The sequence below is a fragment of the Streptomyces sp. RP5T genome, assembly GCF_003933965.1.
Classification (GTDB): domain Bacteria; phylum Actinomycetota; class Actinomycetes; order Streptomycetales; family Streptomycetaceae; genus Streptomyces.
The window spans coordinates 1-20,940 of record NZ_RSAJ01000051.1; the positions used below are offsets into that span (position 1 = coordinate 1).

General features: G+C 71.9%; 17 protein-coding genes and 1 pseudogene. 5 read left to right on the plus strand and 13 right to left on the minus strand.

Annotation, left to right across the window (positions count from 1 at the left end):
• Nucleotides 1–760, minus strand: a pseudogene (locus EHS43_RS08345) (hypothetical protein); the annotation flags it as partial.
• 120 nt (nt 761–880) lie between these two features.
• Between EHS43_RS08345 and EHS43_RS08350 the strand changes: the two are divergent.
• Together EHS43_RS08350 and ppdK are read left to right on the plus strand one after the other, a co-directional pair.
• A complete protein-coding gene (locus EHS43_RS08350) occupies nt 881–2,083 on the plus strand; it encodes an ROK family transcriptional regulator (RefSeq protein WP_125189893.1) in 1,203 nt (400 codons plus the stop codon).
• A 406-nt stretch (nt 2,084–2,489) separates the two neighbouring features.
• On the plus strand, nt 2,490–5,210 hold the full coding sequence (gene ppdK / locus EHS43_RS08355; protein ID WP_125189894.1) for a pyruvate, phosphate dikinase: 2,721 nt from the start codon (nt 2,490–2,492) through the stop codon (nt 5,208–5,210).
• 168 nt (nt 5,211–5,378) lie between these two features.
• Here the strand turns inward: ppdK and EHS43_RS08360 are convergent, their stop codons facing one another.
• Together EHS43_RS08360 and EHS43_RS08365 are read right to left on the minus strand one after the other, a co-directional pair.
• A complete protein-coding gene (locus tag EHS43_RS08360) occupies nt 5,379–5,936 on the minus strand; it encodes a hypothetical protein (RefSeq protein ID WP_185806158.1) in 558 nt (185 codons plus the stop codon).
• Between the two features lie 96 nt (nt 5,937–6,032).
• Complete coding sequence (locus tag EHS43_RS08365; RefSeq protein ID WP_125189895.1) at nt 6,033–6,539, minus strand: excalibur calcium-binding domain-containing protein; 507 nt, start codon at nt 6,537–6,539, stop codon at nt 6,033–6,035.
• A 166-nt stretch (nt 6,540–6,705) separates the two neighbouring features.
• Here EHS43_RS08365 and EHS43_RS08370 point away from each other — a divergent pair, with 166 nt between their 5' ends.
• Entirely contained in the window at nt 6,706–7,632 is a 927-nt protein-coding gene (locus EHS43_RS08370; protein ID WP_125189896.1) for an oxidoreductase, read from the plus strand.
• 52 nt (nt 7,633–7,684) lie between these two features.
• Here EHS43_RS08370 and EHS43_RS08375 read toward each other — a convergent pair whose 3' ends face one another.
• The 8 genes from EHS43_RS08375 to EHS43_RS08410 all read right to left on the minus strand — a co-directional run bounded on the left by EHS43_RS08375 (nt 7,685) and on the right by EHS43_RS08410 (nt 17,633).
• Nucleotides 7,685–8,335, minus strand: coding sequence for a LysE family translocator (locus EHS43_RS08375; RefSeq protein WP_125189897.1), 651 nt, complete (start codon nt 8,333–8,335; stop codon nt 7,685–7,687).
• A gap of 106 nt (nt 8,336–8,441) precedes the next feature.
• Complete coding sequence (locus EHS43_RS08380; RefSeq protein WP_125189898.1) at nt 8,442–9,413, minus strand: WXG100 family type VII secretion target; 972 nt, start codon at nt 9,411–9,413, stop codon at nt 8,442–8,444.
• A 10-nt stretch (nt 9,414–9,423) separates the two neighbouring features.
• The gene (locus tag EHS43_RS08385; protein WP_125189899.1) at nt 9,424–9,708 is read right to left on the minus strand and encodes a hypothetical protein; all 285 of its coding nucleotides are present in this window, start codon (nt 9,706–9,708) and stop codon (nt 9,424–9,426) included.
• 84 nt (nt 9,709–9,792) lie between these two features.
• Complete coding sequence (locus EHS43_RS08390) at nt 9,793–12,900, minus strand: NACHT domain-containing protein (protein WP_185806159.1); 3,108 nt, start codon at nt 12,898–12,900, stop codon at nt 9,793–9,795.
• 2 nt (nt 12,901–12,902) lie between these two features.
• A complete protein-coding gene (locus tag EHS43_RS08395) occupies nt 12,903–13,235 on the minus strand; it encodes a trypco2 family protein (RefSeq protein WP_125189901.1) in 333 nt (110 codons plus the stop codon).
• 224 nt (nt 13,236–13,459) lie between these two features.
• Nucleotides 13,460–13,810, minus strand: a complete 351-nt coding sequence (gene nirD / locus EHS43_RS08400; RefSeq protein WP_125189902.1) for a nitrite reductase small subunit NirD — start codon at nt 13,808–13,810, stop codon at nt 13,460–13,462.
• Complete coding sequence (nirB, locus tag EHS43_RS08405; RefSeq protein ID WP_125189903.1) at nt 13,807–16,410, minus strand: nitrite reductase large subunit NirB; 2,604 nt, start codon at nt 16,408–16,410, stop codon at nt 13,807–13,809. Before nirB ends, nirD begins: the two co-directional genes overlap by 4 nt.
• Nucleotides 16,410–17,633: an NAD(P)/FAD-dependent oxidoreductase gene (locus EHS43_RS08410; RefSeq protein ID WP_125189904.1), complete on the minus strand. Its 1,224-nt coding sequence runs from the start codon at nt 17,631–17,633 to the stop codon at nt 16,410–16,412. The genes nirB and EHS43_RS08410 overlap by 1 nt, the downstream gene beginning before the upstream one ends.
• Nucleotides 17,634–17,829: 196 nt before the next feature.
• Between EHS43_RS08410 and EHS43_RS08415 the strand changes: the two genes are divergently transcribed.
• Together EHS43_RS08415 and cpt are read left to right on the plus strand one after the other, a co-directional pair.
• Nucleotides 17,830–18,612: a sulfite exporter TauE/SafE family protein gene (locus EHS43_RS08415; RefSeq protein ID WP_125189905.1), complete on the plus strand. Its 783-nt coding sequence runs from the start codon at nt 17,830–17,832 to the stop codon at nt 18,610–18,612.
• A gap of 15 nt (nt 18,613–18,627) precedes the next feature.
• Nucleotides 18,628–19,182, plus strand: coding sequence for a chloramphenicol phosphotransferase CPT (cpt, locus tag EHS43_RS08420; RefSeq protein ID WP_185806160.1), 555 nt, complete (start codon nt 18,628–18,630; stop codon nt 19,180–19,182).
• Nucleotides 19,183–19,647: 465 nt separating this feature from the next.
• Here the strand turns inward: cpt and EHS43_RS08425 are convergent, their stop codons facing one another.
• Both EHS43_RS08425 and EHS43_RS08430 read right to left on the minus strand, forming a co-directional pair.
• Nucleotides 19,648–20,274: a class F sortase gene (locus tag EHS43_RS08425; protein WP_125189906.1), complete on the minus strand. Its 627-nt coding sequence runs from the start codon at nt 20,272–20,274 to the stop codon at nt 19,648–19,650.
• Nucleotides 20,275–20,387: 113 nt separating this feature from the next.
• Nucleotides 20,388–20,918 (minus strand): hypothetical protein, encoded by a 531-nt coding sequence (locus EHS43_RS08430; RefSeq protein ID WP_125189907.1) that lies wholly within the window; start codon nt 20,916–20,918, stop codon nt 20,388–20,390.
• Between the last annotated feature and the right edge of the window lie 22 nt (nt 20,919–20,940).

The following is a 20,940-nucleotide window of genomic DNA, read 5'->3' on the forward strand; positions in this document are numbered from 1 at the left end:
GCCCATCCCTGTACCCGGCGTCCCTGTAGTCCGTCGCCAGCCGGACGTACCGGCCGTAGTCCAGGTCCGTCGGGCGGTCCTCGGGCGCCCCGTGGTCGAGGTCGGCGCGGCGGAAGGAGCGGGCCGGGGCCGGGGTGACGCGGGAGAGCGGCAGGTCCCAGGCGGGGCTGTTGTCCATACCCTGTTCCCAGGGGTGCACGACGGAGGCGAGTCCGCCGCCGCCCAGGTCCCGGCGGTGCAGCAGATAGCGGTGCCAGGACGCCAGACGCGGGTACACCCGGGCGAGGAAGCCGCGCGCCCGGGACAGGCCGGGATCGGCGCGGTGGACGAGCCACGCCGCCAGGGCGTGGACCGGTGGCTGCACGATGCCGGACGTCTGTACGGTGCGCGGGGCGCCCGCGCCGTGGCCCGCGGTCGAGGAGCGCCAGAAGTCGGGGCTCGGGAAGTACGCGTCGAGCGGTACGGAGGGGTTGAAGACGATGTGCGGGACGCGCCCGTCGCCCCACTGGGCCGCCAGCAGGGTCTCCAGCTCGGTCTGGGCCCGCAGCGGCGAGAGGTGGCGCAGGCCGATCGCGATGAACGCGGAGTCCCAGGACCACTGGTGCGGGTACAGGCCCCGCGAGGGGACCGTGGAGGTGCCGGTCCAGTTGCTCTCCAGCACCCTCGCCGCCCCGACGTGCAGGGGATGCGCCGAACCCGGGGGATCGTATGCGATCGAACGCTCCGCGGAAGGGGTGACGAGCTGGGCAGTGCGATCCACTCGGGGCTCCCCGAAAGACGTGTGGCTGACCGGTTCGGTCAGGGCTACCGTAGGGTTACGTCTATTTAACACGCAAAACCCAATATGTAATGCAGAGTTGAGAAACACAAGGGGGTGCGCATGGCTGGACGGAGTCAGACCGGCGCCGGAGATCTGCTCGAACTGGTCCGCAGCGGGCGTGCCGTCACGCGCGGCGCGCTCCAGCAGGCCACCGGACTGTCCCGGGCGACCGTCGGCCAGCGCCTGGACCGCCTCTTCCGCGCGGGCTGGCTGCGCGAGGGCGCCGGGGGCCCCGTGGACTCCCCGCTCGGCGGCCGCCCCTCCATCACCCTGGAGTTCGACGACGCCCACGCGGTCGTCCTCGCCGCCGACCTGGAGACCCGGCACGCCCGCGCGGCCGTGCTCTCCCTGACCGGCGAGATCCTCGCCGAGCACAGCGGCACCCTGGTCATCGAGGACGGCCCGGACGCCGTGCTCGGCGAGCTGGGCCGCTGGTTCGCCGAGCTGCTGGAGAAGGCGGGCCACCGGGCGGAGGAGGTCTGCGGGATCGGGCTCGCCGTGCCGGGGCCGGTCGACCTGGAGAGCGGCCGGGTGGTGCAGCCGCCGATCATGCCCGGCTGGGACGGCTTCGACATAAGAGACCGCCTCGCCCGGTCCTTCGCCGAGCACACCGGCGCGGGACCGGTCCCCGTGCTCGTCGACAACGACGCCAACCTCATGGCGTACGGCGAGCAGCGCACCTCGCGCCCCGACTGCTCGGCGTTCGTGCTGGTCAAGGTCTCGACCGGGATCGGCGCCGGTGTGGTGGTCGACGGCTCGCTCTACCGGGGCATCGACGGCGGCGCGGGGGACCTGGGCCACATCCGGGTGCCGGCGGGCGCGGAGGCGCTGTGCCGGTGCGGTTCCTACGGCTGTCTCGCCGCCGTGGCCAGTGGCGGCGCCGTGGCCCGCCGGCTGGCGGCGGCCGGGGTGCCGGCGGCCTCCGGCTCGGACGTGCGGGACCTGCTCGCCTCGGGACACCCCGAGGCGGCGGCCCTCGCGCGGGAGGCGGGGCGGCACGTCGGGGACGTCCTGGCGACGGTCGTGACCCTGCTGAACCCCGGGGTCCTGATGATCGCCGGGGATCTGGCCGGAACTCCCTTCCTCACCGGCGTCCGTGAACTGCTGTACCAGCGGGCGCTGCCGCGCTCCACGGCCCGCCTGGAGGTGGTGACCTCACGGCTGGGGGAGCGGGCCGGGCTGGTCGGGGCGGGTGCGCTGGTGGTGGAGCACCTGTACGCGCCCGAGCGGGTCGAGGAACGGTTGCTGGCCCTGGGCGTATGACGTCCGTGTTTCGGTCCCGGGACACGTCCGCATGGTGAAATCCCGGCCGCTGTGGCAGCGTGATTCTCGCCACGCTTGATAAGGGCAGGGCTCAGATGAGCGGATCTTGGGCGACTGCACTTCTCCAAGGGGTGGCACTCAGTGCCACCCCTTGATCGTTCATCGATCGAAATCAGGCGTGCCTCACACTGCTCAGATGAGCGATTCTGGCGGTCGATGGAGGTTGTTGCGTTCAAGAAGTGAAAACATCTGGCCCGTGTCGCTTGCCAAGCTTTGACTTTCGATCCGCTGGCGGACGACTGGTTACGGGCGTATGACGCCCGAGTAGACGTACCCAGACGCCTTCGATCTGGGTATGTTCCTCGCCGTCAGGGCAGCCACCGCGTCCTCGAGGGAGTCGAGACCCGTGTCGGAAAACAAAGAACCCCACGTAGCGAAGTTCGTCTACGACTTCACCGAGGGAAACAAGGACCTCAAGGACCTCCTGGGTGGCAAGGGCGCGAACCTCGCCGAGATGACCAACCTGGGACTCCCCGTGCCTCCCGGCTTCACCATCACGACCGAAGCCTGCAAGGTCTACCTGGACAGCGGTGAGGAGCCGGCGGCACTGCGTGACGAGGTGAGTGCGCACCTCGACGCGCTGGAGCAGCGCATGGGCAAGAAGCTCGGCCAGGCCGACGACCCGCTGCTGGTCTCGGTCCGCTCCGGCGCGAAGTTCTCCATGCCCGGCATGATGGACACCGTCCTGAACATCGGCCTCTCCGACAAGTCGGTCCAGGGGCTCGCCAAGCAGGCCGGCGACGACCGCTTCGCCTGGGACTCCTACCGGCGCCTGATCCAGATGTTCGGCAAGACCGTCCTCGGCGTCGACGGCGACCTCTTCGAGGAGGCCCTCGACAAGGCCAAGGATGCCAAGAAGGTCACGGTCGACACCGACCTGGAGGCCGCCGACCTCAAGAAGCTGGTCACCGCCTTCAAGAAGATCGTCAAGAAGGAGGCGGGCCGGGACTTCCCGCAGGACCCGCGCGAGCAGATGGACCTCGCCATCCACGCGGTCTTCGACTCCTGGAACACCGACCGCGCCAAGCTCTACCGCCGCCAGGAGCGCATCCCGCACGACCTGGGCACGGCCGTCAACGTCTGCTCCATGGTCTTCGGCAACCTCGGCCCCGACTCCGGCACCGGCGTCGCCTTCACCCGCGACCCCGCCTCCGGCCACCAGGGCGTCTACGGCGACTACCTCCAGAACGCGCAGGGCGAGGACGTCGTCGCGGGCATCCGCAACACGGTCCCGCTCGCGGAGCTGGAGCAGATCGACAAGAAGTCGTACGACCAGCTGATGCAGATCATGGAGACGCTGGAGAACCACTACAAGGACCTCTGCGACATCGAGTTCACCATCGAGCGCGGACAGCTGTGGATGCTCCAGACCCGGGTCGGCAAGCGCACGGCCGGCGCGGCCTTCCGGATCGCGACCCAGCTCGTCGACCAGGGCCTGATCGACGAGGCCGAGGCGCTCCAGCGCGTCACCGGCGCCCAGCTCGCCCAGCTGATGTTCCCGCGCTTCGACGAGAACTCCAAGGTCGCGCAGGTCGGCCGGGGCATCGCCGCCTCGCCGGGCGCGGCCGTCGGCAAGGCGGTCTTCGACTCGTACACCGCGGTGAAGTGGTCCCGTTCCGGCGAGAAGGTGATTCTCGTCCGCCGGGAGACCAACCCCGACGACCTCGACGGCATGATCGCGGCCGAGGGCATCCTGACCTCCCGCGGCGGCAAGACCTCCCACGCGGCCGTCGTCGCGCGCGGCATGGGCAAGACCTGTGTCTGCGGCGCCGAGGAGCTGGAGGTCGACACCAAACGGCGCCGGATGACCGTGCCGGGCGGGCACGTCGTGGAGGAGGGCGACCTGATCTCCATCGACGGCTCCAGCGGCAAGGTGTACCTCGGTGAGGTCCCGGTCGTCCCGTCCCCCGTCGTGGAGTACTTCGAGGGCCGCATGCACGCGGGCGCCAACGACGCCGACGAGCTGGTCGAGGCCGTGCACCGGATCATGGCCTTCGCCGACCGCAAGCGCCGGCTGCGGGTACGGGCCAACGCCGACAACGCCGAGGACGCGCTGCGCGCCCGTCGCTTCGGCGCCCAGGGCATCGGCCTGTGCCGTACCGAGCACATGTTCCTCGGCGACCGCCGTGAGCTGGTCGAGCGGCTCATCCTGGCCGACACGGAGGCCGAGCGCGAGGAGTCGCTGAAGGCGCTGCTCCCGCTCCAGAAGCAGGACTTCGTGGAGCTGTTCTCGGCGATGGACGGCCTGCCGGTGACGGTACGGCTGCTCGACCCGCCGCTGCACGAGTTCCTCCCCGACATCACCGAGCTGTCGGTCCGTGTGGCGCTGGCGGAGTCCCGCCAGGAGCCGCACGAGAACGAACTGCGCCTGCTCCAGGCCGTGCACCGCCTGCACGAGCAGAACCCGATGCTGGGCCTGCGCGGCGTGCGCCTGGGCCTGGTCATCCCCGGCCTGTTCACCATGCAGGTCCGCGCGATCGCCGAGGCGGCCGCCGAGCGCAAGAACGCCAAGGGCGACCCGCGCGCCGAGATCATGATCCCGCTCGTCGGCACCGTCCAGGAGCTGGAGATCGTCCGCGAGGAGGCCGACCAGGTCGTCGCGGAGGTCGAGGCGGCCACCGGTGTGGAGCTGAAGCTGTCGATCGGCACGATGATCGAGCTGCCGCGTGCCGCGCTGACCGCCGGTCAGATCGCGGAGGCGGCGGAGTTCTTCTCCTTCGGCACCAACGACCTCACCCAGACGGTGTGGGGCTTCAGCCGGGACGACGTGGAGGCGAGCTTCTTCACCGCGTACCTGGAGAAGGGCATCTTCGGAGTCTCTCCCTTCGAGACGATCGACAAGGACGGCGTCGGCTCGCTGGTCAAGCTCGCCGCCGAGGCGGGCCGGAAGACCCGCCCCGACCTCAAGCTCGGCGTCTGCGGTGAGCACGGCGGCGACCCGGAGTCCGTCCACTTCTTCCACGAGGTCGGCCTGGACTACGTCTCCTGCTCCCCGTTCCGCATCCCGGTGGCCCGCCTGGAGGCGGGACGCGCGGCGATCACGGCGAACGGGAGCGACCACCGGTAGGCCCCTGATGGCCATGGCCATGGCCATGGCCATGGCTACGGCCACTGGACTCCGGAACCGCCGCCCGTCCCCGACCCTCATCCGATGGGCGGCGGTTCCGGATCACGGAAAGAGGGGGCGGCACCCTTGTGCGGGGGTGCCGCCCCCTCGTGGTGGGCCGCGGGCGGCTCAGGTGTCCGAGCCCTCGCCGGCCGGTCGCAGTGCGGCCAGTTCGCTGTCGGACGGGCGGTGGACCGCCTCGGCCGCCTCGCGCAGGACCCTGCGGTCGACCTTCTTCCGGTCGGCGATGAGCCGTACCACCACACCGTCGCGGGGCACCGCGTACTCGTGGACCCCGCCCGCCGTGCGGTACCAGGCATCGCCGTCCCGCTCGCAGACGACCGGCTTGAGCGCGTCGGCGCCCAGTGGCTGCTGAGCGCAGTTCTCCGCCGTCAGGGTCTCGCGGTCCGCGAAGAGGCCGATCCGCCTGGACCCCTGGTCGGACCGGTACGCGGCGGCGAACTGGCCGTCCCCGTACGCGCCGACCGACGCCGGGAACACGGTGAAGCCGGGGACCTTCGTGACATGGACGAGTTCCGGCTCGACACCCCAGTCCTGGGCGGCGGCCGCGAGGTCGGCGCTGTCGGCGGCCGCCCCCGCCGTCCCGCTCCCCTTGTCCGCACCGCAGCCCGTCAGAAGGACCGGCAGCAGTGACAGGGCGAGGAGGGCACGCGCGTTTCGTGTCATGCGCACATCCTGGCGTACGGGCCCGTGGCGGGAGGAACGATTATCGGGAACCCCCTCCACCAGGCCCGCCGTCACGCGCCCGGGACCGCCGACGGCTCAACTGTCGCAGGCCACACCGTCGTTGTCGCGGTCCAGATGGGAGGCGTAACCCGGCTCACCGCGACGGATCGGCGCGGCACCGGCTGCCCGGGCCTCGGAGCAGTTGGCGTAGTAGACGCTGCCAGAACCCGAGTCGGATCCGGAACCCGAGTCCGAGCCGGATCCGGAGCCGGTGTCCGCCTCGGTCTGTGCCGTGACGGTCCTGGTGACCTTGACCGTCTTCGTGGCGGTCACGGTGGCCGCGGGCTCCGGGGTCGCGGTGGCCGTAGCCGTCGCCGTCGCCGTCACGGTGACCGTCGGCTGCGGGCTCGCGGCGGCCGGCTTCGCGTCGTTCGTCGTCCCGCCCTGGTCGCCGGCGCCCATACCGACGCCCAGGAAGAGCGCGACCGCGAGGGCGGGCAGGACGTACCGCTTCCGCGCCCACTTGGGAGCGGGCCGGAAGGCGGGCGGCGGCGGTGCGGGCTGCCACGGCGGCGTGGGCTGGGTGTGGTACGGGTTGGTCATCTCGTCCCCCTGGAGGTGTTACGTGAGGGGATGACCGTATTGCTGTCGCGGCAGTTATGGAGGTGAAGTGTTGAATCCGTGACAATTACATGTCATGCGGCGTTACCTCCGGCCGGCCGCGCTCATAGGCTGGACGTACCACCCCCGTCTGCGGAGGGAGCCGGTCATGTCGGGCTGGAGTGCCGAGGACGTCCCCGGCCAGAGCGGACGCGTGGCCGTCGTCACCGGGGCCAACAGCGGGATCGGGTACGCCACCGCGCGCGAACTCGCCCGCAGCGGAGCCCGCGTGCTGCTCGCCTGCCGCAGTGAGGCGCGGGGCGCCGAGGCCAGGAACCGGCTGACCGGTGAAGTCCCGGGCGCGGAAGCGGAGTTCACCCGCCTCGACCTCGCGGACCTGGCCTCCGTACGGGAGTTCGCGAGCGCGTATCCCTACGGCCGTCTCGACCTGCTGGTCAACAACGCGGGCGTGATGGCGCTGCCGTACGGCACGACGGCGGACGGCTTCGAGACCCAGTTCGGCACGAACCACCTGGGCCACTTCGCGCTGACCGGCCTGCTGCTGCCGACGCTCCTCGCGACCCCCGGCGCGCGCGTCGTGACGGTCTCCAGCCCCGCGCACGCGCTGGCCAACATCGACATCGACGACCTCAACAGCGAGCGCCGCTACCGGCGTTGGGTCGCCTACGCCCGCTCGAAGACCGCCAACCTGCTCTTCGTCCACGAGCTGGCCCGCAGGCTGGCGGCCCACGGCTCGGACGTGATCGCCGCGGCGGCGCACCCCGGGTACGCGGCCACCAACCTCCAGACGGCGGGCCCGAGAATGGCCGGCCGCACAGCGGCGGAACGCTTCATGCGGGTCGGCAACCGCTTCTTCGCCCAGTCCGCCGACGCCGGCGCCCTGCCCACCCTCTACGCGGCCACCGCCCCTGACGTGCGGCCCGACTCCTTCACCGGCCCGTCCCTGGCGGGGTGGCGCGGCTCCCCGGCCCCCGCGTGGCGGGCCCCCTGGACCCGCGACGACCGGGTGTCCCGGCGCCTGTGGGCCGCGTCGGAGGAGCTCACGGGGGTGAGGTACGACGCCCTTAAAACCTGATCCCCGTAGCCCTGCAGCCCCGCACTCCCGCAGTCCCGCGGTCCCTCAGCCCTCAGTCCTTCCGGCCGGTCACCGCCACCGTCACACCGAGCCCGATCATGGTCAGTCCGCCGACCCCGCCCACGGCGGAGAGGCGGCGCGGTGAGCGGGCGAACCAGCCCCGCGCGGTCGCCGCGACCAGTCCCCACACCGCGTCGGAGAACAGCGCGATGACGTTGAACACCAGTCCGAGCAGCAGCATCTGCGCGGCCACCCCGCCTTCGCCGCGGTCCACGAACTGCGGCAGCACGGCGGCGAAGAACACGATCGTCTTGGGGTTGGTGACGCCGACCGCGAACCCCTCCCAGAACGTGCGCAGACCGCCCTGCCCTGCCGCGACCGCCGACATGTCCTCGGCGAACGCCGCGCGCAGCGACCCGCGCCCGCGCCACGCCTTGACGCCCAGGTACACCAGATAGGCGGCACCGGCGAGCTTCAGCGTGGTGAAGACCAGCACCGAGCGCTCCACGACCGAGCCGACCCCGAGGGCGACGGCGAGCACCAGCACGTAGGCGCCGACCGTGTTCCCGGCCACCGTGGTCAGCGCGGCCCGCCGCCCCTGAGCGAGCGCCCGGCCGATCACGAACAGCACACTGGGTCCGGGGACCACGATCAGCAGGAACGACATGGCCGCGAAGGCGAGGAGACGGTCGGTGGGCACCATGCGCTCATGCAAGCACGGCCCCTCTTCCGCTCTCCAGCCGATTTTCGCCGGATACGGGACGGCCGCGAGTGCATTCCGGCGGATCCCGACCCGCAGGCCCTCGGCGTCAACGGCTCCGGTCAGGGCCCCGGTGAAGGCCGGAGCCGCCCGGCGATGCCTCGGTGCCGCCTCCAGTGACGGGAAGGGCGGCGCTGAGAACGTCATGCGGTACGGCGCTGCCCCCGCGGCGCGCGGGGTCCTGCTGCGGGACGCCACCGGTCACCCCTGGCTCGGTCGCTCCGCCGCTGACGGCAGCGGCGCCGGTGACCGCCCCGAGACCGTGGAGGACACGCCCCACTCCCGTACGGATCGGTGACTCGGCCGGGGGCGGGGGAGGGGGCACCGGAGCATCGCCGGAGAAGACCGCGTACGGGATCGGGCTCACCTCCGCCAGCGGTACCGTGCCACCGGGCGCGCCCGGACAGTCCGGGGCGGTGAGCTTCTCGCGGTTCCAGGTCCCCATGGCCTCGACCTGCGAGTTGTACGCGCCCCCCAGCTGCTCCATCACCACGACTGCTTCGAGGCCGTGCCGCTCGCCGGCGGACAGCCTGCCCCGGCCGGCGGTCAGCACATCCTCGGCGCTCATCCTGCTCGTGGGGTCCTCGCTGATCCGCGCCATGGTGCCCAGGAGGTCGTCGTCGGCCGGGGGCATCGCGTCGATGTGGGTCTTGTACTCCTGCAACGCGTTGGCGGCACCTCGCAGGGAGGTGGAGAGGTACCTGGCGTGTTCGGCGGTGTCGGCGATCTTGTGGTGGAAGCGCTCCATCTCCGCACGGAACGCCTCGGCCGCTGCGCCTTGCCAGGACCGGGTGAGCCGGGCGACAAGGGCGTCGAGCACACCGAGGACACCGCCGTCCTCTCCTCCGACGAGATCTTCGTGGAACGCGTCCCAGCCGTGGCCGGCGGCCCGGATCTCCTCGGGGTCGGCGTACACGACCATCGCCTTGATCTCCCGCAGACTGCTGGCCGCGAACGCCGTGGAGTGCTTGCTCGCATAACGCCGGCCAGGCCGCAGGTAGTCGTATTCCTTCTCTGCCATGTGGCTGTGCCTAATACTCCGCGTCGTCGTAGGCGTCCCGTGTCCATTTCATCTTGCGGGCGACTTCTTCCGCGAAGACACGGAGGTGGGCGGCGACATCCTCCAAGTGGGTCTTCACCAATGCCTGTCCGGCGTAGAAGTCGTACGCCTCCTCGAATCCGGTGCCGAGCGAGTCACGGGCGAGGCCCGTCCGGTAGCGGGCCTTCAATTCTGCTTCTTCCAAGCGCCGGATGACGCCGTACAGCTGGCGGAGTGCCAAGTCCATCTCGTCCAGATCGACTTGGTAACGCTGCACAGCCAATGAGGCCCCTCCTCGTCATTCAGGTCTCGTGTGGCGGCAGACTACTAGTGTTTTGACCTCCCCTTACGGTGAGTTCACTTATGGGGCTTCGAAGATTTCCACGCCCGAAAGCCCCTCCCAGCCGGTCAGGTCCGCCCCCTTGGGGACGATCAGCCGCCGCAGAGCGGGAAGCCGGGGGACGCGGTGCACCCCGGTCGCCTCGTCGCGGACGGTCCCGCCCAGGTCCAGGACGGACACATGCGGGAACTGCCCCGGCATCCCCAGGAGTCGCCCGGCGGACAGGGAGCCGACCAGGGCCAGTCGCCGGAGTCCGGTGATGACCAGTCGTGGCGGGAGACAGGCGAGCGAAGGTGCCGAGACCGTCAGATCATCAAGCGTGGGGTGACACTGGACGGCCGCCCAGTCCGCCATGGAGGAGGGGCTGTTCCCCCTCCCGAGGACGAGGGACCGTAACGCGGGCCACCGGCCGATGTCCTGCAGCACGGGCAGCCCCCCGGGCTCGTCCAGCGAGACGTGCTCCAGGCCCGGCAGTTGAGCCAGGGCATCGACGCACCTGAGGTTCGGGCAGTTCGACAGGGTGAGGCGGCGCAGTCCTGCCCACTCCTTCAAGAAGTCGAGGTTTCTGAGGGAGTTGTTCATGCTGACCACCAGCTCGTGCGTACGGCCGGGCGGACGCGGGCGAGCGGCGGCGAGCGAGCTTTCGTCGAAGTCGCCGCGCAGTCGCAGCCGTGGTCGGCTGCCGAGCTCCTCCAGGGTCGCCATCTGCCCGGGAGTCCTGACGGTGAGGATGTCGTCAGCCGGGAGGTGTGCGATCACCTCCCGCGCGTAGCGGACGGCGTCGAACGACCCCCAGGCGTCGACGACCCGTTCCCGCACCCGGGCCCACGGTGCCTCGCAGAACCGCGCGAGCAGGGGCAGAGCCGCGTCGTGGACGATTCCCGCGGCGGTCTCCAGTACGTACCCGGCCTCCCACTCGGTGAGCTCCTCCGGGCCGGGCAGCAGTTCCAGGACCATGGGCCCGACCTTGATCAGCGCGTCCGACTCCTCGATGGTGCGGGGCGGGATGATGTCCGAGGCCCGGGCCCTCACCAGCGTGCGGACGGTTTCGTCGAGCTCCGCCGCGTGCTCCAGGCATGCCATGGCCAGCAGGTGAACACGGCGGTCCTTGAGCCGGTCACCGCGCTCGACCAGGTCCCTGAGGAGGTTCGCGCACTCCTTGGGGCGCGCATGGGCGACGGCCATCCTGATGACGTCCTCCCACTGGGTCTTGTCCGCGCTGTCCGCCAGCAGACCGAAGTCACCCTCCTCCACGGCCGCCCGCGCGGCCAGGAAGTCCTGAAAGGTGCGGTGGACGAAGTCGATCGCGTCCACCGCCGGCTCGCGCAGCAGTCCGCTGCGCAGCAGCAGATGGTCCAGAACCCGCCGTGCGTCGCCGAGTTGCGCCACCTGCGGCACGGAGGGGAGAGCGTCAGAGACGATCTGTGTGGCACGGCTGCGGTGGATCTCGGTCTGCTGGTTGCGGATCATCCAGTAGGCCAGCTTCTGGAGCAGCGCGATCTGCGGCTCCTTCGTCAGCTCCAGGCCGATGGTCTCGAACAGGCCCTTCACCTGCTCCCGGCGCTCCAGCAGCATCGCCAGCGCGGCGTCGTACAGCTCCTTGCGACCGTGCGGCAGATACCCCTTCCGCTCGCGGTGCAGGGCGCAGATCAGGGCGCACATGAGCGGATTGGTCGCCAGCGCGGCCAGGTCCTGCTTGGTGCGGACGGCGGTCAGCAGCCTGCGGGCGAGGGACGCCTCGGCTCCGGTGGCGGAGTGCCAGCGTTCCACGAACTCCGTGACCGCGTCCCGGTTCATGGGGCGAAGAGCGAGTTCGGCGAACCCGTCGAGAGCGAGCCAGCCGTCGTGCACGGCGGACGGCCGGGAGGTGACCAGCCACAGGTTCCCCGGGTAGGCGGAGATCAGGTCGTGCAGCCACCGGCGGGTGCGTTCGCGGTCCGGTTCCGGGATCTCGTCGATGCCGTCGACCAGGAGCAGGCCGCGCCCGTCGGTCAGGACGCGGTCGGTCCAGCGGCTCGGCTGGGCCCCCGCGATGGGGCAGCCCACGGCGGACAGGAAGCTCTCGGGGGAAGGCAGTGGGGCACCGTCCCGGGCGAGATGGCGCAGGGGGAGGACGAAAGGAACGCGCCCGTGGAGATAGGTCAGGTCGCCCAGCGCCCGGCCACCGGCGGCAGCGACCGCCAGCCACTGGACGAGAGTGGTCTTGCCGGACCCGGCGACTCCGCGCAGCAGCACGCGGTCCTGGCGGGCCAGGGCCCTGTCGGCCGGTAACGGGCCGGTGCCGGCGGTCGGGTCCGCGCCCCCGGGCGGGCGCTGCCTCGCCGTTGCCTCCAGGCTCAAGTAGGAGGCGTCCAAGGGCCATTCACGGTCGTGGTTCAGATCGACGCCGTAGATCGTCAGGCAACTGTGCTTGTTTCGCACGTACGCGGCGTAGCGCTCCTCGAACTCGGCGTCCGGGTCCGGTGGCGGACCGTGGACCTCGCGGATGACGTCCGGGGCGGGGCAGCCGAACTCGGTCAGCGTCTTGACGAAGGAGCCGTCGCCCAGCAGATCCTCGACCCGCGTGGCCTTCAGACGAGCGTGGAGCCAGCCCTCGGCGTCGGCGGCGATCACCCCGATCAGCAGGCCCCGCGCGAAGAGGGCGGCGCCGGAGAAGCCCGCCCAGGGCGAGCCGCCGTCGGCGCGGGGCGCGGGCGCCCGGTCGATGTCCATCACGTACGTCGGCCTGATCAGCGCGGAGCCGCACTTGACGGTGCCGGTCACGTGCTCGCTCTCCAGCCGGGCGTCGCCGCCCCGCTGAGCGTACGGATAGCCGATGGCCTCGCAGCCGGGCAGGGGCGCGAGGCCGCCGACCCTGCCCCAGCGGGGGGTCCGGGCGTCGTCGGTGAGAGGTTCGTCGGCCAGCAGCAGGGCGGCGTCGCAGGACGCGTCGTCGCGGTGCCAGACCCGCTCACAGGGCACCGGCTCACGGCTTCCGGGCACCAGGACCCGGATGCCGGAGCCACGCGCGACGACGTGGGCGGCCGTCAGGACGAGGCGCGGAGAGAGCAGGTAGCCACTGCCCTGGGTTCCGCAGAGGACTGCGGCCAACCGGTCCTTGAGAGGGCCGCCCTGGTCGCCGAGCAGCACGATCAGTCCCTGGCCGCGGCGGAGAAGCCGCTCACATCGCCTTCGTCGTCGGCGGCGATGAGCCAGTCCCGGCCCTTCACCGTGTCCCTGGGTTTCAGAGTGAACGAGACCTTGTGCGTAAGGGCCCTGGACACACCGGCCTCCGCACCCGTGTCCACGACCCACGCCTTGACGCCGCCCTTCGCACGGGCGTCACGGCGCACCTCGACCACGAACTCCATGTGGATGTCGCCGAGTTCGAAGCGGAGCCCCTGACCGGCACCCCGGTCGGCGGCCTCCACCAGGCCGTCGCGCACGGCCCCGACCACATCGGCGAGTTCAATGCTGTCGCTCACTGTCCCCCGTTCACCATCAGGCTCTTGCGTCACCACCGCAAGAAGCTATCTCGCTGCGGCGGGGCGCGCACCCTGTCCGCGGACTTCGGGGGCGCACAGCGGAATCGGCTGTGTCACCGCGCGCCCCGCAAGCCGTCGGCCGCCCGGAGAAGGGGCCGGCCCGGAGCACCGCGGCTCCGGGCCAGGGGGGAACTGGCGTGCTGTCTACGCCCGTACGCGCGAGGTCACTGCGCCCGCACCTCGTACGTCGCGATCCGCACCGACTCGTCGTCCAGGCACACCCCGGTCTCCAGGTCGAACCGCTGCTTGAGCAGGGGGGAGGCCACGAACGGGCGGCCCTGGGTGCTGCCGGTCAGGCCGCGGGAGAGGACTGCCGCGCCGCTGAAGGGGTCACGGTTGTCGACGGCGTAGAGACGGCCCGCGCGGTCGCGGAACAGGGCCGCCTGCCGGCCGTCGGGCAGCAGGGCCGCCACGCCGCGGCCGGGGAGCAGCCGGGCCAGCTCGCAGACCGCGAACCAGTCGCCGTTCAGCTGGAGTTGAACCTTCAGGTCGGTGGTCTCGGGTGCCAGGGTCATCGCTGGGCGCTTCCTTCCAGGGGACGGTGGCCGATGGTCAGCAGCGGCAGGTCGGGCTTGATCTGCTCGCGCTCGGGGACGAAGCCGACGACCGGGTCGGGGGTGTCGGGGGCGTTGACGAAGGACACGAACCGGGCGAGCTTCTCCGGGTCGTTGATGGTGGTCGCCCACTCGTCGGCGTAGTGCGCCACGTGGGCCGTCATCAGGGACTCCAGCTCCTCGCAGATGCCGAGGGAGTCCTCCACGACCACGTCCCGGACGTGGTCCAGGCCGCCGGGGATGCGCTCCAGCCAGGTCGAGGTGCGCTCCAGGCGGTCGGCGGTGCGGATGTAGAACATCAGGAACCGGTCGATGAGCCTGATCAGTTCGGCGTCGGTGAGGTCCTGGGCGAGCAGGTCCGCGTGGCGCGGGGTGGCGCCGCCGTTGCCGCCGACATAGAGGTTCCAGCCGTTGGAGGTGGCGATGACGCCGAAGTCCTTCGACTGGGCCTCGGCGCACTCGCGGGCGCAGCCGGAGACGGCCGACTTGAGCTTGTGGGGCGACCTGAGCCCCCGGTAGCGCAGCTCCAGGTCGATGGCCATGCGGACCGAGTCCTGGACGCCGTAGCGGCACCAGGTCTGGCCGACGCAGGACTTCACCGTGCGCAGGGACTTGCCGTAGGCGTGGCCCGACTCGAAGCCGGCGTCCACCAACCGGGTCCAGATGAGGGGGAGCTGCTCGACCCGGGCGCCGAACATGTCGATCCGCTGGCCGCCGGTGATCTTCGTGTAGAGGCCGAAGTCGCGGGCGATCTCGCCGATCACGATGAGGCCCTCGGGGGTGATCTCGCCGCCGGGGATGCGCGGCACAACCGAGTAGGAGCCGTTCTTCTGGATGTTGGCGAGGAAGTGGTCGTTGGAGTCCTGGAGGGCCGCCTGCTCGCCGTCGAGAACGTAGCTGCTCGCGCCGATCGTCGGGGCCAGGGAGGCGATGATCGAGCCGACGGCCGGTTTGCAGATCTCGCAGCCGTCACCGCCCCGGGCGCCGTCGCGGCCGTAGCGGTCCAGCAGGTCCTGGTAGGTGTTGATGCGCAGGGCGAGGACGATCTCGTAGAGCTCCTCGCGGGTCTGCGAGAAGCAGCCGCACAGGCCCTTGTCGACCTCGACGCCGGACGCCTCCAGTTCGGCGGTGACCAGCTGGCCGAGCACCTTGACGCAACTGCCGCAGGTGGTACCGGCCTTGGTGCACTTCTTCACCTCGGGCACGGTGGTGCAGCTGTGCTCGGTGACCGCCGCGCGGATCGTGCCCTTGCGGACGTTGTTGCAGGAGCAGATGATCGCGTCGTCGGGCAGCGCGGTCGGGCCGAGCTGGACGGACTCCCCGGCGCCGGCCGGCAGCACCAGCGACTCGGGCCTGACCGGCGGGACCGAGCCGGTGAACGCCTTCAGGGTGCCGTACGCCTCCGCGTCGCCGACCAGGATGCCGCCCAGCAGCGTGCCGTCGCGGCCGATGACCAGCTTCTTGTACAGGCCCGCGCGGGAGTCGGAGTAGACGACGTCCAGGCAGTCCGCGGTGGCGCCGTGCGCGTCGCCGAAGGAGGCCACGTCCACGCCGAGCAGCTTCAGCTTGGTGGAGAGGTCGGCGCCGACGAACGAGGCCTCGTCGGAGGCGATGGTCGCCGCCGCGGTCTCGGCCTGCTCGTAACCGGGGGCCACCAGGCCGTACACCCGGCCGTCGGCGGCCAGAGCGCACTCGCCGATCGCGAACACGTGCGGGTCGGCGACCGTACGGCACTGCTCGTCGACCGCGATGCCGCCGCGCTCGCCGACCGTCAGACCGCAGTCGCGGGCCAGCTGGTCGCGGGGGCGGACACCGGCGCTGAACACCACCAGGTCGGTGGCGAGTTCGGAGCCGTCGGACAGCTTCATGCCGGTGACGGCGCCGGCCTCGTCGACCACGATCTCCTGCGTGCCGACGCCCGTGTGGACGGAGAGTCCCATCTCCTCGATGGTCCGCAGCAGCGCCGCGCCACCGCCCTCGTCGACCTGCACCGGCATCAGCCGCGGCGCGAACTCCACGATGTGGGAGGTCAGTCCGAGGCCCTTCAGCGCACCGGCCGCCTCAAGTCCCAGCAGACCGCCGCCGACCACGGCACCGGTGGTGCGGGTCCTCGCGTACTCCTCGATGGCGAGGAGGTCCTCGATCGTGCGGTAGACGAAGCAGCCCTCGGCGTCCTTGTTCGGGACCGGCGGCACGAAGGGGTAGGAGCCCGTGGCGAGGACGAGGGTCTCGTACCCGAAGACCTGCCCGGACCTCGCGGTGACCTTCCTCGCCTCGCGGTCGACCGCGACGGCCGGGTCCCCGACGTACAGCTCGATGCCGTGCGTCTCGATGAACTCCATGTCCGTCATGGACAGTTCCTCGGGCGTCTTCCCCGAGAAGTACGAGGTGAGCGCGACGCGGTCGTACGCCGGACGCGGCTCCTCGCAGAGCACGACCACGCGGTGCGTGGCGGTCAGGCCGCGCTCGGCGATCGCCTCCAGGAAGCGCTGGCCGACCATGCCGTGGCCGACGAGGACGATCGTGGGGGTGGCCTCCGTGGCCTCCGGGGTGGCGGTCATCAGGAGCCTCCATCGTTGGTGAGCAGGTGGAGCAGCGGTCCGCCGTCGGAGGGGAGCGGCTCTGCTCCCTCCCAGGCGCGGGCGAGCGCGCCGACGGTGCCGAGTTCGCCGACGAGAACCCCGCCGACCAGGCGGTCGTCGCGCACGACGACCTTGCGGTAGGTGCCGCGGGTGGCGTCCGCGAGCTGGACGACGTCGTCCCCCGGCAGCGCCTCGGTCTCGCCGAACGCGGCCAGGTCGAAGGCGGTCTGTCCGGGGAGCGTGAGCCGGGTCAGCGAACGGGTGCCGGTGTAGCGGGCGCCTTTGTTTCCGGAGCCGGCCGCCAGCAACTCGGCCAGCACGTCCGCCTGTTCCAGGGCCGGGGTGGCGAGGCCGTAGACGGTGCCGTCGTGCTGGGCGCAGTCGCCGACGGCGTGGATGTGCGGGTCCGAGGTGCGCAGTTCGTCGTCGACGACGATTCCCTTGCGCACGTCGAGCCCAGCGGTCTGCGCGAGACCGACACGGGGGTGGACCCCGCAGGCCAGGACCACGATCTCGGCGTCCAGGGCATATCCGTCGGCCATCTCGACCGAGCGGACCGCCCCGCCGACACAGCGCACGTCCCGCACGCGCAGGTCGGTGTGGACCTCGACGCCGAGGTCCCCGAGGTGGCGCCGGACGAGCCGGGAGGCGCTCGGGTCGAGCTGGCGTTCCATGAGCCGCTCGGACTGCTGGGCGAGGATCACCTGGGCGCCGCGCTGGGCGAGCGCGCGGGCCGCGGAGACCCCGAGGAGTCCGCCGCCGATGACGACGGCCTTCACGCCCGGCTGCACGGCCTTGGACAGCCCCAGGCAGTCGTCCATGGTCCGGAACGCGTGCACGCCCTCGGGCAGCTCGTGGTCCGGGGTGAACAGGCCGCGCAGCGGCGGCAGCACGGGGTTGGAGCCGGTGGCCAGGACCAGCGTGCCGTAGGCGATCTTCGAGCCGTCGGCGCACTCGACGGTCCGGGCCCCGCGGTCGATGCCGGTGACCCGGGCACGGGTCAGCGCGGCCGGCGCCGGGAGCGCGATCACGTCGGGGGTGTACCGCCCGGCCAGCACCTCGGCGAGGAGCACCCGGTTGTACGGGCGGTGCTCCTCCTCGCCGATCAGCGTCACGGGCGTGCCGAGCTCGCCGAGCCGCCGGGCGAGCCGGACGCCCGCGAGCCCGGCGCCGATCACCACCACACGCGTATTCGAGGTCATGCCAAGGAGCGTGCGGTGCGGGTGTTACCCGACCGCATCACCTCTGTTTCCCGCGAGGAACGCTGCCCTCAGCCGGGGCCGGGGGCGGGTGTGAGGGTTCGGGACGGGCGCGCGGGGAGCACTGTGAGGACGCCGGCCCCCGACGGCACCCGGGTGGGTGCACGCTGCAAGGACCCCGTCCCTTAGGGTCGCGATCATGCCCGACATATCGCTGACCATGGTCGTCGTCCTGTGCCTCGCGGCGTTCGCGGCCGGCTGGATCGACGCCGTGGTCGGCGGCGGAGGTCTCCTGCTGCTGCCGGCCCTGCTGCTCGCGCTGCCCGCGCACACCCCGGCCGCGTACGCGCTCGGCACCAACAAGGCGGTCGCCATCGTCGGCACCTCCGGGGCGGCGGTGACGTACGCGCGCCGGACGCCCGTCGACGTACGGCTCGCCGTCCGCATCGGGATCGCGGCCGTCGCCGGGTCCTCGGCCGGTGCCTTCCTCGCGGCGGGGATGAGCACGGCCGTGCTCAAGCCGCTGATCATGGTCGTACTGCTGGGGGTCGCCGCCTTCGTCATCCTGCGCCCCGCCTTCGGCACCGCCCCCGCGACCGGCCCGGCCGGCCCGCGCCGGGTCCTCGCCGCGATCGGTCTCGCGGGCCTCGGCATCGGGTTCTACGACGGCCTGATCGGTCCCGGCACCGGTACGTTCCTCGTCCTCACCCTCACCGCGGTCCTCCACCTCGACCTGGTGACCGCCTCCGCCACCGCGAAGATCGTCAACTGCTGCACCAACGCCGGGGCGCTCGCGATGTTCGCCTGGCAGGGCACCGTCCTGTGGTGGCCGGCCGCCGTCATGGCCGTCTTCAACCTCGCGGGCGGCATGCTGGGGGCGCACACCGCGCTGAAGCGGGGCAGCGGGTTCGTACGGGTCGTGCTGCTGACCGTCGTTCTCGCCCTGGTCGCCGATATTGCGTACGAACAGTGGCTCGCCTGACGCTACGGTGACGCCGTGACGACTCAGGTGATCATGCTCAACGGCGGCTCCAGCTCCGGCAAGACGGCGATCGCGCGCGCTCTCCAGGACGTGCTGCCCGAGCCGTGGCTGGCGTTCAGCATCGACGACTTCGTCGACGCGATGCCGTCCGCCCTCCAGGCGTCGGACGCGGGCCTCGAGGTCACGGCGGACGGCGGGGTGAGCGTGGGGGCGGACTTCATGCGGCTGGAGGCGGCCTGGATGGCGGGCCTCGCCGCGACCGTGCGCGCCGGTGCCCGTGTCGTCGTCGACGACGTCTTCCTCGGCGGACCGCACTCCCAGGAACGCTGGCGACGAGCCCTGTCCGGCCTCGACGTCCTGTGGGTCGGCGTGCACTGCGAGCCCGCCGTCGCCGCGGCCCGCGAACTCGCCCGGGGCGACCGGGTCCGGGGCATGGCCGAGAAACAGGCACGGACCGTCCACGAGGGCGTGGCCTACGACATCCGGGTCGACACCACCGACATGGACCCCGCGACCTGCGCCCGCGCCATCGCTCGGGCGGTCGGGAGCGGTGACCCGGGCGGTGCGTGAACGCCACGGGGATGGTCGGCGGGTCGGCGTGCGTGGCCGGGGCTTGGTCCGGGACGAGGAGGTCGGCGCCAGCTGGGCCGGGTCTCCGGACGGCGCGCGCGTGATCGCCGTGGCGGGTGTCGGCGGTTGCCCGAGCGGTGTGCATGAGGGTGCCCGGCGGGGCGCGTACGTGGCAGGGGCTTGGTCCGGGGAGTGGAGGTCGGCACTACCCGCACCGGGTCTGCGGGTTGTGCGCGCACGCACGATCGCCATGGGGGCGTCGGCGGTTGCCCGTGCGATGCGTGGCCGGCATGAGGTGCTCCCGGCGGGTCGCGTGCGTGGCCGGGGCGTGGAGGCCGGCACCACCCGCACCGGGTCTGCGGGTTGTGCGCGCATGATCGCCGCGGCGGGCGTCAGCGGACGTGGACGTCGGCGCCGGTCTGACCGGGTCTCCGGACTGGGCGTGCACGAGCGCCGCGGCGGGTGTCAGCGGTTGCTCGTGAGGTGGGCGAAGACCACCACGTTCCCCCGGTAGCCGGTCGAGCGGGAGTAGCCGCCGCCGCAGGTGATGACCCGCAGCTCGGGTCTCCTCGCGGCGCCGTACACCTTCTCGTCGGGGAAGTCCTTCGCGTCGTACACCTCGACCGCGTCCACCGTGAACACCGCGACGCTTCCGTCGCGCCGGTCCACCTCGATCGCGCTGCCCTTGCGCAGGGCGCCGAGGTCGTAGAAGACGGCCGGTCCCTCGGCGTTGTCGACATGCCCGGCGAGGATCGCGGTGCCCGTCTCACCGGGGGTGGTGCCGGCCTCGTACCAGCCGGCGAGGTTCTTCCTCGACGCCGGCGGCACGTCGAGGCTGCCGCTCGCCGTGAGGGCCAGGCCCATCAGCGGCGCGTCCACGCGAATCGCGGGGATGCGGACGCGGTCGGGCGGGGACGGCGGCAGCGCGGGCGCCGCGGCCCGCCCGGTGTCGCCGCCCGCGTGCGCCTGCGCGGCGGACGGCTGCGGCGGGGCGTGCGTCTCGGCGCCGCTGTGCAGCAGCCACGCGCCGCTGCACAGGGCCACCAGGGTGACCCCCGCTATGGCGGTGTTGCCCACACTGCGGTTGCGCACAGGAGCCTCCTCGTACGGCTGGCCTGCCCGTCCCCCTCCGGGCCGCGAGGGGCGTCGGACCCGGAGGGGGAGGGGACATGCGGTACCGGCGGACGGACAGCGGAGGGTGTCCGTCAGATCCCGTCGCCTCTCGCCCGGCGATGCAGGAGCCAGGTACCGCCCGCGGCCGCGACGGCGAGAGCCGCCACGCCGGCCGCGGTCTGCACGGGGTCGGGGCCCAGAGCGCCACCGACCCCCGTCTTCACACTTCCTCTGGGATGGACCACCGCCGGCTGACGCTGGGACGTCAGCGTGACCACCAGGTCACCGGTCACCCGCCGGCCGCCCTCCGCACAGGTCGCGGCGATCTCGTACGTCCCCGGCTGCGCGCTCGACGGCACCCGGAACTGTCCGGTCGCGTCACCGTCCTGCGTGCCGGGCGCCAGCGTGAACGCACCCGCGCCCACCGCGCTGGCGTCCCCCGCGGCCGCCGTACTGCCGTCCCCGCACGCCGCCGTGCTCACGGAGACCTGCCCGCCCGGCACCACGGAGGACGGGAACACCGCGAGCCCGTCCGTGTCGCCGGCGTACGCGGGCGCGCAGAGGAGCCCCGCGGCGGCGACGGCGAGCGCGCTGCCGGTCAGCAGGCGGGTGGTGGTGCGCATGGTGCTCCCTCGAGCTCTCGGG